Origin of the sequence: Rhizomicrobium sp. (assembly GCA_037200385.1) — a bacterium.
GTDB lineage: Bacteria > Pseudomonadota > Alphaproteobacteria > Micropepsales > Micropepsaceae > Rhizomicrobium.
In genome coordinates this window covers 4,432,395-4,446,712 of sequence record JBBCGL010000001.1, presented here as the reverse complement: position 1 = coordinate 4,446,712, position 14,318 = coordinate 4,432,395, and the positions used below count along the sequence as shown (strand labels likewise).

The window sequence follows — 14,318 nt, the reverse complement described above, 5'->3', positions numbered from 1 at the left end:
CCGTTGTCCAAAAGACATCTGCAATTCGCAATTCTTGGAGGCCTGATGGCGCTCGCCGCGGCGGCACCGTCGCTCGGCCAGGCGCTGTCGGGACCCTCCGGACCGCCGCCCGGGACGCAACCGGCCACCACGCCGGCGGCCACGACGCCTCCCGACGGCACGACGCCCGCGGCCAACCCGCCGCCGGGCGCGGTCCTGCAATCCGACACCGGGCGGGCCGACGGCGTCGCCGCGATCGTCAACGACGCGATCATCACCGAATACGACCTGCACCAGCGCATCCTGCTGTTCGTCTCGACCTCCGGCATCCAGGCCACGCCGGACGTGATGAGCCGCCTGCGCGACCAGGTGCTCAAGCAGCTCGAGACCGAGCAGCTTCAGATCCAGGAAGCGCGGCGCAAGAACATCACCGTGTCGCCGACCGACGTGGACAAGTCGATCGAGCGCATCACCGGCGACAACCACATGACCAAGGACCAGCTCGCCGACCTGCTCAAGAAGACGGGCGTCGACATGGCGACGCTGCGGGCGCAGATCGCGGTGCAGATCGCCTGGCAGAAGGCGGTGCAGGACGAATTCCAGGATCGCATCAACATCACGCCGGCCGACATCGACGCCGAGATGGCGCGCCAGAACGAGGGCGCCGACAAGCCGCATTTCCTCGTCTCCGTCATCTTCCTCGGCGTCGACAATCCCGACGTCGACGCCAAGGTGCTGAAGGACGCGCAGGACGTCCGCGCGCAGCTCAACTCGGGGGCGCAGTTCCAGACCGTGGCGCGCCAGTTCAGCCAGAGCCCGACCGCGGCCTCCGGCGGCGACATGGGCTGGGTGCACCAGGGCCAGCTTCCGGCCGAGCTCGACGCCGCGCTGATGAAGATGGAGCCCGGACAGGTCTCCGATCCGATCCGCTCGACCGGCGGCTATTACATCCTCGGCCTGCGCGAGCGGCAGGAAGGCCTCGGCACCAAGCTGCCCGATCCGGCCTCGCTCAAGCCGACCGGCCCCTTGACCGTGGCGCGCCTGCTGCTGCCGGTGGGGGCCAATCCGCCCAAGGCGCTGATGGAGAACGTGATGAAGATCGCGACCCAGATCCGCGAGCACGTCAATGGCTGCGACATGCTGCCGAAGATCGCCGAGCAGGTGCACGGCCTCGTCTACCAGGACCTCGCCAAGATGGGCCTGAAGATCAGCGACCTCAGCCCCGACATCCAGGCCGCGATCAACAAGGCGGGCCCGGGCGAGGCGACGCCGCCCTTCACCTCGCCGGCCGGCGTCGAGATGATGGTCCGCTGCGACAAGCGGGCGCCGACCCGCACCGTGTGGCCGGCGCCGAACCGCCAGCAGGTCGAAGAGAGCCTGTTCGACCAGCAGATCACCATGCTGTCGCGGCGCTATCTGCGCGACCTGCGGCGCAACGCCAATGTCGAAGTCAAGTAACGCGGACGCACCGATCCTCATCACGATGGGCGAACCGGCCGGCATCGGGCCGGAGGTTGCGGTCGCGGCCTTCGCGGCGCTGGGCGGCCGGATCGGCGGGCATGCGCTGCGCCTGACCGGCGATCCGGAAGTCTTCCGCAGCGTGGGCTTCGCCGGCGACGTCCTCGCCACGACCGCGAAGGCGTCGCGCGTGCCGGGCAAGCCGGACGGCGCCAACGCCGCCGCGGTGATCGCGGCGATCGAGCTCGCCGTCGCACAGGCACAGCGCGGCGAAGCGGCCGCGGTCGTGACGGCGCCGATCAACAAGGCGGTGCTGGCGCAGGCCGGCTTCCCGCACCCCGGTCATACCGAATTCCTCGCCGCGCTCACCGGCAGTCCGCGCGCGGTGATGATGCTGGCGAGCGACGTGCTGCGCGTCGTGCCGCTGACGGTGCACATGCCGCTGGCGCAGGTGCCCGGCGCGATCACCGCGGCGGCCATCGTCGAGACGGGTGAGATCGTGCTGGCGGCGCTCAAGCGCGATTTCGGCATCGCGGCGCCGCGGCTCGCCGTGGCCGGGCTCAATCCGCATGCGGGCGAGGACGGCGTGCTGGGCGGCGAGGACGGCGCGGCGATCGCGCCGGCGGTCGCGGCGCTTCTGGCGCGCGGGCACGACGTGCGCGGACCGCTGCCGGCCGACACGCTGTTCCACGCCGAAGCCCGGGCGCGCTACGACGCGGCGCTGTGCATGTATCACGACCAGGCGCTGATCCCGATCAAGACCCTGTCCTTCTGGGACGGGGTGAACGTGACGCTGGGACTGCCCATCGTACGGACCTCGCCGGATCACGGCACGGCGTTCGACATCGCCGGCACCGGCAAGGCGGACACGCGCAGCATGATCGCGGCGATCAAGATGGCGGCGGCAATGGCGGACGCGCGCGCCCGTGGCTGACGCGCTGCCGCCGCTGCGCGAGGTGATCGCGGCGCACGATCTGCAGGCGAAGAAATCGCTGGGGCAGAATTTCCTGCTCGATCTCAATCTCACGGGCCGCATCGCGCGCGCGGCGGGCGCTGCTGCCGGCGGGACGTTCTACGAGGTGGGGCCGGGGCCCGGCGGGCTGACCCGGGCCCTGCTCGCGGAGGGCGCGGCACGGGTGGTCGCGGTCGAGCGCGATACGCGCTGCCTGCCGGCGCTGGCGCAGATCGCGGCGGCCTATCCCGGCCGGCTCGAGATCGTCTCCGCCGATGCGCTGGAGATCGACGAAGCGGGCCTGTTCGCGGGCGAACCGGTCCGCATCGCGGCCAACCTGCCCTACAATATCGGCACCGCGCTGCTGGTGAAGTGGCTGACCGCGAAGACCTGGCCGCCCTTCTGGTCGAGCCTGACGCTGATGTTCCAGCGCGAAGTCGCCGAGCGCATCGTCGCCAGGCCGGCGACCGAGCATTACGGCCGCCTGTCGGTGCTGGCGCAGTGGCGCAGCACGGCGAAGATCCTGTTCGACGTCTCGCGCAGCGCCTTCGTGCCGCCGCCCAATGTCACGTCCAGCATCGTCAGGCTGGAGCCTTTGGCCGAGCCGGTGGCACCGGCGCGGCTGGGCGATCTCGAGCGCGTCACCGCGGCGTCGTTCGGCCAGCGGCGCAAGATGCTGCGGCAAAGCCTGAGGACCCTGGCGCCCGACGCCGAGGCACGCATCGCGGCCTGCGGCATCGCGCCGACCACGCGGCCGGAGGAGCTGTCGATACCGGAGTTCGCGGCGCTGGCGCGGGCGTTTTCGCAAGCCGCTGCGGTTTAACGCTCGCTGTCATCCCCGGCGAGCACCGCGGAGCGGTGCGAGGGAAGGGACCCAGGTGGTTGGGCCAAGACCGCTCTCGCGATTCAGTGACATATTTTCCAGATACGACTTGTGTAGATACCTGGGTCCCCTTCCCTCGCGCCGCGCTTGCGCGCGGTGCTCGCCGGGGATGACAGTGGAGTTTGAATGACCGACCGCCGCACGTTTCTCAAACTCTCCGCCGCCGCGGCACTCCTTCCGCCCGCGCTGCAGCGCGTCCTCGCCGCGCCGGCCGCGCCGCGCACCGGCACGATCCGCGATGTCGAGCATGTCGTCATCCTGATGCAGGAGAACCGCTCCTTCGATCACTATTTCGGGACGCTGCGCGGGGTGCGCGGATTCTCCGATCCGCGCGCCATCACCTTGCCCGGCGGCAGGCCGGTATGGTTCCAGCCGCGGACGCCAGGCGATGCCGAGACGGTGACGCCGTTCCATCTCGACACAAGGACGAGCTTCGCGCAGGGCCTGCAGAGCCTCGACCATTCCTGGAAGAAGGCGCACCGGCTGTGGCAGCACCACGACGCCTGGATCCCGGTGAAGGGCGAGATGACGATGGGCCATTTCACCCGCGCCGACCTGCCCTTCTATCACGCGCTCGCCGACGCCTTCACGATCTGCGACGCCTATCACTGCTCGATCTTCGGGCCGACCAATCCCAACCGGCTGTTCCTGTTCAGCGGCACCAGCGGCCTGAGCGTCGGCGACAGCGGCAACCAGGTCATCGTCAATCCGCCGGACGAGGCGAACGAGACGGCCGATCCGGCCAACGACTCCAAGGGCTTCAAGAGCTATGGCTGGACGACCTATGCCGAGCGCCTCGAGGCGGCGGGGATCGACTGGCGGGTCTACCAGGAGTTCGACAATTACGGCGACAACGGGCTCGCCTATTTCACCGCGTTCCGCGGCGCGCCGTCGGCGCTGCAGCGCAAGGGGCGGAGCTGGGCCGCGGGCTCGAATGCGCAGAACGCCAAGACCTCGCGCGGCGAGCATCTGGTCGCGGCCTTCGCGGCCGACGTGCAGGCCGACCGCCTGCCGCAGGTGTCGTGGATCGTCGCGCCCTATATCCTGTGCGAGCATCCGACGGCGACGCCGGGCTATGGCGAGTCGCTGACCGCGCGGCTGCTGGAGGCGCTGGCGGCCAATCCCGAGGTCTGGGCCAAGACCGCCTTCATCCTGAACTATGACGAGAATGACGGGTTCTTCGATCACGTGCCGCCGCTGGTGCCGGCGATCCACGAGTCGATCGGCCTCAGCACGGTGGACACCAAGGCCGAGAACTATCTGTGGGAGCCGGTCGGCTTCGGGCCGCGCGTGCCGCTGATCGTGGTCTCGCCCTGGACCCGCGGCGGCTTCGTCAATTCGCAGCTCAGCGACCACACCTCGGTCATCCGCTTCCTCGAAACGCGCTTCGGCGTGATGGAGCCGAACATCAGCCCGTGGCGGCGCGCCATGGCGGGCGACCTCACCTCGATGTTCGATTTCACGCAGCAGAGCGCCTGGCCGGCGGTGGCCGGCGGCGACGCGGCGCTGGCGCGGGCCGACGCGCAGGCGGCGCTGCCGGCGGCGAAACGGCCGCAGGGCGCCGTGCTGCCGCGGCAGGAGCCGGGACAGCGGCCGGCCCGACCCCTGCCCTATGATTTCGACGCGACGTTCGACGGCGCGACGCTCGGCTTCGAGAACCGCGGCGCGGCAGGCGCCGGCTTCATCGCCTATTCGGCGCGGGCCGGCGAAGGGCCGTGGTTCTATTCGGTGGAGGCCGGCAAGACCGCGAGCCAGACGCTGGCGCTGAGCGGCGAGCCCGATATTTCCGTACACGGATCGAATGGCTTCTATCGCCGCTTCCGCGGCCGCGGGCCGCGGATCGACCTGCGCTATGACGCGGCGCAGCAGGCGCTGGTCCTGACCCTGCACAATGCGGGCAAGGTCGCGGCAGCCTTCGAGGTGCGCGACGGCCATGCCGGAGCGACGCACACCTATTCCGTGCCGGCAGGGGCGGCGGCCGAGCACCGCCAGCCGCTCGCCGCGACGGATCACTGGTACGACCTGGTCGCGACCCTGAAGGTCCCCGGCGGATTCCTGCGGCACTTCGCGGGCCATATCGAAACCGGGCGGCCAAGCCGCAGCGATCCGGCGATCGGTGCGCCAGTCCGCGGTTGAAGCTGCCCGCCCGGCCTGCCACACTGACAACAAGTCAGAACAAGAACTGTCCAAGGGAGACGCGCCATGCGCAGCCAAGCCATCACCGAATTCGGCAAGCCGCTCGAGGAAATCGAGACTCCGACGCCCGTGCCCACGGGCAAGGAGGTCCTGCTCAAGGTCCTCAACGCCGGCGTCTGCCACTCCGACGTGCATATCCATGACGGCTATTTCGACCTGGGCGGCGGCGCCAAGCTGCCGATGGCGAACATGAAGCTGCCGCACACGCTGGGCCATGAGATCGAAGGCGAGGTCGTCGCCGTGGGGCCGGACGTGACGGGCGTCGCGGTCGGCCAGCGCTTCGCGGCGTTCCCCTGGATCGGCTGCGGCAAGTGCCCGTCCTGCCTGCGCGGCGAGGAGAATCTGTGCATCGGCGGGCCGCGCCAGCTCGGCTGCTCCAATGGCTGCCCGGGCGGCTACGCGACCCATGTGATCGTGCCCGACCAGAAATACCTGATCGACTACGGCAAGACCGACCCGGCGCTGGGCGCGGCTTACATGTGCTCGGGCCTCACCGGCTATGCGGCGATGAAGAAGGTCGGCACGCTCGGCCCCGACGACCAGGTGCTGGTGGTGGGGGTGGGCGGCGTCGGCATGATGGGCGTGCAGTTCGCGCGCGCCCTGTTCGGCAAGGGACCTATCGCGGCGGACATCGACGAAGGCCGTCTCGAAGCGGCGAAGAAGGCCGGCGCCTCGGCGGTCTACAACACCAAGGAGCCGGACGCGGCCAAGAAACTGGTCGCCGACACCAAGGGCGGCGCCTATGCGGTGATCGACTTCGTGGGCTCGGAGAAGAGCTTCGCCTTCGCCAGCCAGTCGGTGCGGCGCGGCGGCAAGGTGATCATCGTCGGCCTGTTCGGCGGCGCGATGTCGATGCCGCTGCCGATGTTCCCGTTCCGCACGATCTCGATCGGCGGCTCGATGACCGGCTCGCTGCCCGAGACGCACGAGATGATGGCGCTGGTGCGCGCCGGCAAGGTCGACCCGATTCCCTATACCAGGCGCCCGATGAACCAGGCGAGCCAAACGCTGGACGACCTGCGCGAAGGCAAGATCACGGGCCGCGTGGTCCTGACGCCGTAACAGCTCGCCTGTCATCCCCGGCAGCCATCGCGCCTGAGCGCGATGGCTGGGAAGGGGACCCAGGTGGTAGGGTTGGGAAAGGTCTCGACAGAAGACCGCATAATTTCCGTGGGACCGGAGCCGTGTCGCTACCTGGGTCCCCTTCCCTCGCTGCGCTGCCGCGCAGCTCGCCGGGGATGACAAGCTGGGAGGACGTTGCACATGCCCGAGACCATTCTCGAACCCGATCTGCCGATCGTCGATCCGCATCATCACCTGTGGGACCGCCCGACCGAGATCCTGAAGAACCTGCCGCCGTCCGAGCACGGCTTCATGGACATCATCCGGAACATCCCGCGCTACCTGCTCGACGAACTGCTGGCGGATCTCCGGTCCGGGCACAATGTGCGCGGCACGATCTACATGGAGTGCGGCGCGATGTACCGCGCCGACGGGCCGGACGCGCTCAAATGCGTCGGCGAGACGGAGTTCGTGAACGGCATCGCGGCGATGACGGCCAGCGGCCTCTATGGCGAGGTGCGCGCCTGCGCGGGGATCGTCGGGCATGTCGATCTGCGGATCGGCGCCGAGGTGGTGGAAGACACGCTGCGCTCGCATATCGCGGCAGGGCATGGCCGCTTCCGCGGCATCCGCCACAGCGCCTCGCATGACGCGGACGCCGGCGTGCTGGGGCCACTGGCGGGACGCAACACGGCGGGGCTTTATCTCGACCGGCAATTCCGCGAGGGCTTCGCGGTGCTGCACAAGCTGGGGCTGTCGTTCGATGCCTGGCTGCTGGAGCCGCAGCTTCCCGACCTGATCGACCTGGCACGCGCCTTCCCGGAGACGACCATCGTGCTCGACCATGTCGGCACGCCGCTCGGCATCGGCGCCTATGCCGGCCAGCGCGAGGCGCGCTTCGCGGCGTGGAAGGCGAACATCGAGACCTTGGCAGCCTGCCCGAACGTGGTGGTGAAGGTCGGCGGCCTGCCGATGCCCTTCGCCGGCTTCAAGCTGCGCATGCACGAGGCCGACCCGCCATCGGAGACGCTGGCGGCGCAATGGAAGCCCTATATCGAGACCTGCATCGCGGCGTTCGGCGCCGGGCGCTGCATGTTCGAAAGCAATTTCCCGGTCGACCGCTTCGGCTGCGACTACGTCTCGCTGTGGAACGCGTTCAAGCGCGTCGCCAAGGATTATTCCGCCGATGAAAAGGCCGCGCTGTTCAGCGGCACCGCGAAGCGGGTGTACCGGGTGAAGCTGGATTGAGATGACCTCCCCCCTTGTGGGGAAATCGAAAATCGCAGAGCGATTTTCGGGTGGGGGCGGGTCCATCCGGATGGAGCGGTCCCCCACCCGACGTGCTCCCCCGGACCAAGTCCGGGGTCCGCGCGTCGACCTCCCCACGAGGGGGAGGTGATGGGCGCTATACTTTCTCCACGATCTTGTCCGCCACCGCATTCTTCTCCCGCTGGGGCAGCAGTTTCATCGTCAGGATGAAAGCGGAGAGCACCAGGCAGATGCCGTTCGCCGCGATCAGCGGCCACTGCATCAGCAGCAGGCCATAGGTCGTCCAGGCGGCGAAGCCGGTGACGGTGAGCAGATACATGCCGGTCGAGATGTCCTTGGTCTCGCGGGTGCGAATGATCTTCCACGCCTGCGGCACGAAGCTGATCGTCGAACACAACGCGGCAAGGGTGCCGATGATGGCGATGAGGGACATGGGGTGGTAACTGTGGGACGGCGTGTGCGTTCCGTCACTTTGTGGGGCATCCGGAGACCGCCCCCCACCCGAAAATCGCTTTGCGATTTTCGACCTCCCCACAATGGGGGAGGTAATTTTTCAGCGCGTCAGCTCCGCCACGAATTCGCCGACGCCGACCAGGCGGGTGCGGCGGGCGCGCTCGGCTTCGAGGATCGATTGGATCTGGCCCAGGGCGCGCGTCACGTCGCGGTTGAGCACGACATAGTCGTATTCCGGCCAATGGCTGATCTCGGCGGCCGCCTTGGCCATCCGCCGGGCCACCACCTCGTCGGAGTCCTGGGCGCGGGTCTTGAGGCGGCGCTCCAGCTCGTCATGGCTGGGCGGCAGGATGAAGACGCTGACGAGATCCTCGCGGGCGCCCTCCTTGAGCTGCTGGGTGCCCTGCCAGTCGATGTCGAACAGCACGTCGCGGCCGGCGTCCAGCGCATCGACCACCGGCCGGCGCGGCGTGCCGTAGCGGTGGTCGAAGACATGTGCGTGCTCGAGCAGCGCGCCGGCGCTCGCCATCGCCTCGAATTTCGTGGGCGAGACGAAGAAATAGTCGCGGCCCTCGGTCTCGGTGGGGCGCGGCGCGCGGGTCGTGGCGGAGACCGACATGAAGATGCCGGCATCGCTCGCCAGAAGGCCCTTCGCCAGCGTGCTCTTGCCCGCACCGGACGGCGACGACAGGACGAGCATCAGACCGCGCCGCTTGATCTCGTGACTCATTCGACGGGCTTACTCGACATTTTGGGCCTGCTCGCGGAACTGGTCGATGACGGCCTTGAGCGCGAGGCCCGTGCGCGTCAGCGCGATGTCGGACGACTTGCTGCACAGCGTGTTGGCTTCGCGGTTGAACTCCTGCGACAGGAAATCGAGCTTGCGGCCGACCGCGTCGCCGGACGCCATCAGCGCGCGCGCTTCCTGGACATGGGCACGCAGGCGGTCGAGCTCCTCCCGGATGTCGGCCTTCACGGCGAGCAGCGCCACCTCCTGCGCCAGGCGGTCTTCCGCCAGGGTGCCGCCGGCGAGCATGTCCTTGACCTGCGCCGCCAGCTTGTCGCGCAGCGCCGCGGGCTGGGCGGCGGCGAGCGTAGCGGCCTGCTGCGTCAGGCGGTCGATCTCGTCGATCTGCGCGGCAAGGACGGCGTGGAGCTTGCGGCCCTCGCCGGCACGGGCGCGCGCCAAGGCGTCGAAGGCGGTGGCGAGGGTTTCGAGGATCGCCGCATCGCGCACGGCGCGCTCGCGCTCATCCAGCGCCACGGCCTCGTCCTGGACGATGACGCCCTTGAGGGCGAGGAGCCCGTCGATGCGCGCCGGGGCGAGGCCGGTCTCGGCCGCGACTTCGCGCGCGATGCGGATCGCGGCGGCGAGCGCGGCGGGATCGACGCGCAGGCCCTTGGCGTCGCCATTCGCCTCCAGCGTCAGCGCCGCCTGGAGCGAGCCGCGCCTGAAGCGCTCATTGGCCAGGGTGCGGGCGGGCGGCTCGATGCCGTCGAAGCCGGGCGGGGTGCGCAGGCGCAGGTCGAGGCCGCGTCCATTGACGGACTTCACCTCCCAGCGCCAGCGCGTGCCCTCGCGGCTGCCATGCGCCTCGGCGAATCCGGTCATGCTGACGATGGTCATGGCGCGAAGATAGACCTGGGAGGGACAGAGGCAAAGGCTTGAGTTCCCACGACGTTCTTTCCCCCCCGTTACGCCGGCTTGTCATCCCAGCCGGGCGGAGCGAGAGCCGGGAGCCATCGCGCAGGCGTCCGAATGGGTCCCGGCTCTGCGCGATGCTTTCGCATCGCTTGGCCGGGATGACAGGATGTGGTCGCGGGCGCGCACGTCTACAGATGCGGGGTGGCGGGAACGGGGATCGCGGGCTTGGCCGTCTTCTGCAGGCGCTCGCGGGCGCGCAGTTCGGCGACATGCCGGGTCTGGTCCGCGATGGTGGCGGAGAAATAATGCCCGCCGCTGCCGCTTGCGACGAAATAGAGATCCTTGCTGGTGCCGGGATTGAGCACGGCGTCGATCGAATCCTTGCCCGGGTTGCAGATCGGCGTTGGCGGCAGGCCGGCGACGGCATAGGAATTGTACGGCGTGACACGCGCCAGCTCGCTGGCGCGGATGCCGCGGCCGAGCGGATAGCCGCCGGTGATGGAATAGATGATCGTCGGATCGGATTGCAGCTTCATGCCGGTGCGCAGGCGGTTGACGAAGATCGCGGCGATGTGGCGGCGCTCGGCCGGCAGCGAGGTCTCCTTCTCGACGATGGAGGCGAGGATGATCGCCTCGCGCACCGTGGTGTAGGGCAGATCGGCGTCGCGCTTCGGCCACAGCCGGGCGATCACCTGCTTCTGCGCCTTGCGCATCCGCGCGACGATCTGCTGGCGGGTATCGCCGCGCATGAAGAGATAGGTCTCGGGCAGCAGCGTGCCCTCTTCCGGCACCGCGACCGGCGGGCCCTGCAGCACCGGATCGGCATTGATCAGCCTGGCGATCATGTCGGAGGTCAGGCCTTCGGCGGCGGTGAGCTTATGCTCGATCGCCTTGCCGGCGATGAAGATCGCCATGATGTCGCGCATCGAGGCGCGCGACGGGATGGCGTATTCGCCGGCCTTCAGCTTGCCGGTCGCCTGGCGCCAGCGCACGCCGATCTGGAACAGCAGTGCGTGCTTGACGACCCCGGCGGCTTCGAGCTTCTCCGAGATCGCCTTGATGCCGTCCCCGGGCTTGATCAGGAGCACGGTCTCCTTGCCGTTCCGGGCGGCGGGCTCCGGGGCGGAGAAATTGAAGGTCTCCCACTCGAAGGCGCCCGCGACAATGACGGCCAGCAGGACGAGGACGGCGAGGATACGGCCCATGGTGGAATCAGCCTTGCGGGTGGAGGACGCTAGAGAATCGCCTCGATTCCCTTGCGCTGGATGACGTTCAGAAGCGCGAGAGCGGCGCCGGTGGGATGCTTGGTGCCGCGTTCGAGCTGGGAAACATAGCCCGGCGTGACGTTAAGGTAACGCGCGAAAACCGCTTGGCTCATATTGGCGCGTTCGCGGAGGGCGCGGATGTCTTTGGCCGAAATCGGTTTGGCCGATTCCACACGACCCAGATCGCGCTTGGTGATCTGCTCGTGCTTCTCTTTCGACAGGAGGCCGATCCGCAGCATGTCGTCGGCCGTCTCCAGCAGTGCTTCTGTCAGCCGCGATCTCGCCTTCATATTCCAATCTCCACCAGCGATCCGTCAGCAATCGCCATTTCGAGAGTCAGTGCGTTCGCGTCCAACCACTCCTGGCCCAATTCCTTCAACACACGCAACTGATCGTCCTGGATGTTGTCCAACTCGCTTTTTGCAAAGGCAAATACGAAAATCGCTCTATCCTCGCGCCGGAATGCGAGAAGCGTCCGGTACCCGCCCGAGCGCCCCTGCCCGGGACGGCCGATGCGCTGCTTGATGAGCCCGCCGCCCAAATCCGCGTCGATCAAACCTCGTTCAGCGCGTGCCGCCGCCTCTCGCAGCGGGGAATCCGCGATGCGCTCCTTGCGCGCGTAACGGGCGAACCACTTGGTCTTGAAGACCCGTATGCGTCACCCTAGAACTATAAACTATAGCACTATGGACTATGATTGCAAGACGGCCTGCTACGCGGCGGGCGCGAAGATCAGGGCGGCGTTGGTGCCGCCGAAGCCGAAGGAGTTCGACATCGTCACGTTGACCTCACGCTTCTTGGGCGTGTTGGGGACGAGGTCGAGCTGGGTCTCGCCGTCGGGATTGTCGAGGTTGATGGTGGGCGGCACGACCTGGTCGCGCATCGCCAGGAGGCAGAAGATCGCCTCCACCGCGCCGGCGGCGCCGAGCAGATGGCCGATCGACGACTTGGTCGAGGACATCGACGTCTTGGCCGCGGCATTGCCGAGGAAGCGCTCGACCGCGCCGGCCTCGATGTAGTCGGCCATGGTCGAAGTGCCGTGGGCGTTGACGTAGTCGATGTCGGACACCGAGAGGCCGGATTTCTTGAGCGCCATCTGCATCGCGCGGTAGCCGCCGTCGCCGTCTTCCGACGGGGCGGTGATGTGGAAGGCGTCGCCCGAAAGGCCGTAGCCGCGCACTTCGCCGTAGATGCGCGCGCCGCGCGCCTTGGCATGCTCGTACTCCTCGAGGATCACGGCGCCCGCGCCCTCGCCCATCACGAAGCCGGCGCGATCCTTGTCGTAAGGCCGCGAGGCTTTCTCCGGAGTGTCGTTGAAGTCGGTGCAGAGGGCGCGGCAGGCATTGAAGCCCGCGATGCCGAGGCGGCTGATCGCGGCTTCCGAGCCACCGGCCAGCATCACATCCGCGTCGTCATAAGCGATCAAGCGGGCCGCGTCGCCGATGGCATGCGCGCCGGTGGCGCAGGCCGTGACCACGGCGTGGTTCGGGCCCTTGTAGCCATGCTCGATCGAGGCATAGCCGGAGATCAGGTTGATCAGGCGGCCGGGGATGAAGAAGGGCGAGAGCCGGCGCGGCCCCTTGGTCTCGACCAGGAGCGCGCCTTCCTCGATGCCGGGGAGCCCGCCGATGCCCGAGCCCATCAGGACACCGGTGCGGTAGCGGTCTTCCTCCGATTTCGGCAGCCAGCCGGAATCGACCACGGCCTGCTTGGCCGCGGCCAACCCGAAGATGATGAAATCGTCCATCCGCCGCTGCTCCTTCGGGTCGACCCACTGGTCGGCGTTGAAGGAGCCGTCCGACCCGTCGCCGCGCGGCACGGAGCAGGCGAAGCGGGTCGCGAGGTCGTCGGTCCGGAACTTGGTAATCGGCCGCGCGCCGGATTTCCCGGCGAGCAGGCGCGACCACGTCTCTTCCACGCCGCAAGCAAGCGGCGTGACGAGGCCAAGTCCGGTGACGACGACTCTGCGCATGGCGGTGTTCGGGCGACGGCCGGTCAGGCCGCCGCGGTCTTGTCGATATATTTCACGGCGTCGCCGACGGTGACGATGGACTCCGCCGCGTCGTCGGGAATTTCGATGCCGAATTCTTCCTCGAACGCCATGACCAGCTCGACGGTGTCGAGACTGTCCGCGCCGAGATCCTCGATGAAGGACGCGTTGTCCGTGACCTTGTCGGCATCCACATTCAGATGCTCGACGACGATCTTCTTAACGCGTTCCGCCGTATCGCTCATTGTCTTGTAAGCCTCTCCTTGAGTGCCTGCCGGGGTTGGTTGGATGGCCCGCAGGTTGGGCCCGCACTGATAATGCTTTGATGGGGCGCGCGTTTCGTAACACAAAGGAACGCCGCCCGCTACAATAGGGTTAAACCCTTGATCGGGTTGTCAGATCATCGACATTCCGCCATTGACCTGGATGCTCTCGCCGGTCACATAGGCCGCTTCCTCGCTGGCCAGATAGACCACGGCGGCCGCGATCTCGGCCGGCGTTCCCATGCGGCCCGCCGGGATTCGCTGGGAAATCGTCTCTTTCTGGGCATCGGTCAGCACGTCGGTCATCGCGGTCTGGATGAAGCCCGGCGCCACGGCATTGACGGTGATGTTGCGCGAGGCGACCTCGGCCGCGAGCGATTTGCTCATGCCTACCAGGCCTGCCTTGGCGGCGGCGTAATTGCCCTGACCGGGATTGCCGGTCTCGCCCACCACCGAGGTGATGGAGATGATGCGGCCCCAGCGCTTCTTCATCATACCGCGCAGCACGGCGCGCGACAGACGGAAGGCGGCGGTCAGGTTCACCGCGATGACCTCGTCCCACTCGGCATCCTTCATGCGCAGGAAGAGGTTGTCGCGGGTGATACCGGCATTGTTGACCAAGATGTCGATCGGTGCGCCGGCGGCGGTCTCGGCGGCCTTGGGCAGCGCCTCGACCGAATCCTTGTCGCCCAGATTGCAGGGCGCGACGAAGGCGCGGCTGCCGAGCTCGGCCTTCAGCGATTCGAGCGCTTCGGCGCGGGTGCCGGAAAGAACGACGGTCGCACCCTGTGCGTGCAGCGCGCGCGCGATGGCGCCGCCGATGCCGCCGGAAGCGCCGGTGACGAGTGCGACTTTGCCGGTCAGGTCAAACATGCTCATGCCTTTCATCTCCCTCTTGCGGGG

15 protein-coding genes are annotated in these 14,318 nt (G+C 68.0%); 6 read left to right on the top strand and 9 right to left on the bottom strand.

Translation table 11 applies throughout. The features are described 5' to 3' along the window. Positions 1-45 precede the first annotated feature (45 nt). The 6 genes from WDM91_21405 to WDM91_21380 all read left to right on the top strand — a co-directional run bounded on the left by WDM91_21405 (position 46) and on the right by WDM91_21380 (position 7,778). On the top strand, positions 46-1,437 hold the full coding sequence (locus tag WDM91_21405; GenBank protein MEI9997167.1) for a peptidylprolyl isomerase: 1,392 nt from the start codon (positions 46-48) through the stop codon (positions 1,435-1,437). Beyond that, positions 1,421-2,371 carry a 4-hydroxythreonine-4-phosphate dehydrogenase PdxA gene (pdxA, locus tag WDM91_21400; protein ID MEI9997166.1) on the top strand — a complete coding sequence of 317 codons (951 nt, stop codon included), beginning with the start codon at positions 1,421-1,423 and terminating at the stop codon, positions 2,369-2,371. Before WDM91_21405 ends, pdxA begins: the two co-directional genes overlap by 17 nt. Next, complete coding sequence (gene rsmA, locus WDM91_21395) at positions 2,364-3,212, top strand: 16S rRNA (adenine(1518)-N(6)/adenine(1519)-N(6))-dimethyltransferase RsmA (GenBank protein MEI9997165.1); 849 nt, start codon at positions 2,364-2,366, stop codon at positions 3,210-3,212. The genes pdxA and rsmA overlap by 8 nt, the downstream gene beginning before the upstream one ends. A 186-nt stretch (positions 3,213-3,398) precedes the next feature. Continuing rightward, positions 3,399-5,408 (top strand): phospholipase C, phosphocholine-specific, encoded by a 2,010-nt coding sequence (locus WDM91_21390; GenBank protein MEI9997164.1) that lies wholly within the window; start codon positions 3,399-3,401, stop codon positions 5,406-5,408. Positions 5,409-5,474: 66 nt separating this feature from the next. After that, on the top strand, positions 5,475-6,530 hold the full coding sequence (locus tag WDM91_21385) for an alcohol dehydrogenase (protein MEI9997163.1): 1,056 nt from the start codon (positions 5,475-5,477) through the stop codon (positions 6,528-6,530). A gap of 201 nt (positions 6,531-6,731) precedes the next feature. Beyond that, on the top strand, positions 6,732-7,778 hold the full coding sequence (locus WDM91_21380) for an amidohydrolase family protein (protein ID MEI9997162.1): 1,047 nt from the start codon (positions 6,732-6,734) through the stop codon (positions 7,776-7,778). Between the two features lie 157 nt (positions 7,779-7,935). Here WDM91_21380 and WDM91_21375 read toward each other — a convergent pair whose 3' ends face one another. The 9 genes from WDM91_21375 to fabG form a co-directional block, all read right to left on the bottom strand. Then, positions 7,936-8,232 (bottom strand): SemiSWEET transporter, encoded by a 297-nt coding sequence (locus tag WDM91_21375; protein ID MEI9997161.1) that lies wholly within the window; start codon positions 8,230-8,232, stop codon positions 7,936-7,938. 120 nt (positions 8,233-8,352) lie between these two features. Beyond that, entirely contained in the window at positions 8,353-8,982 is a 630-nt protein-coding gene (gmk, locus tag WDM91_21370) for a guanylate kinase (protein MEI9997160.1), read from the bottom strand. A 9-nt stretch (positions 8,983-8,991) separates the two neighbouring features. Then, positions 8,992-9,879, bottom strand: coding sequence for a YicC/YloC family endoribonuclease (locus WDM91_21365; GenBank protein MEI9997159.1), 888 nt, complete (start codon positions 9,877-9,879; stop codon positions 8,992-8,994). 206 nt (positions 9,880-10,085) lie between these two features. Next, a complete protein-coding gene (gene mltG / locus WDM91_21360; GenBank protein MEI9997158.1) occupies positions 10,086-11,102 on the bottom strand; it encodes an endolytic transglycosylase MltG in 1,017 nt (338 codons plus the stop codon). Positions 11,103-11,131: 29 nt separating this feature from the next. Further along, positions 11,132-11,452, bottom strand: coding sequence for a helix-turn-helix domain-containing protein (locus WDM91_21355; protein ID MEI9997157.1), 321 nt, complete (start codon positions 11,450-11,452; stop codon positions 11,132-11,134). Continuing rightward, on the bottom strand, positions 11,449-11,817 hold the full coding sequence (locus WDM91_21350) for a type II toxin-antitoxin system RelE/ParE family toxin (GenBank protein MEI9997156.1): 369 nt from the start codon (positions 11,815-11,817) through the stop codon (positions 11,449-11,451). The genes WDM91_21355 and WDM91_21350 overlap by 4 nt, the downstream gene beginning before the upstream one ends. 57 nt (positions 11,818-11,874) lie before the next feature. After that, the gene (fabF, locus tag WDM91_21345; protein MEI9997155.1) at positions 11,875-13,134 is read right to left on the bottom strand and encodes a beta-ketoacyl-ACP synthase II; all 1,260 of its coding nucleotides are present in this window, start codon (positions 13,132-13,134) and stop codon (positions 11,875-11,877) included. A gap of 23 nt (positions 13,135-13,157) precedes the next feature. Next, positions 13,158-13,397 (bottom strand): acyl carrier protein, encoded by a 240-nt coding sequence (locus WDM91_21340; protein MEI9997154.1) that lies wholly within the window; start codon positions 13,395-13,397, stop codon positions 13,158-13,160. Between the two features lie 150 nt (positions 13,398-13,547). Beyond that, positions 13,548-14,294: a 3-oxoacyl-[acyl-carrier-protein] reductase gene (fabG, locus tag WDM91_21335; protein ID MEI9997153.1), complete on the bottom strand. Its 747-nt coding sequence runs from the start codon at positions 14,292-14,294 to the stop codon at positions 13,548-13,550. Positions 14,295-14,318 lie beyond the last annotated feature (24 nt).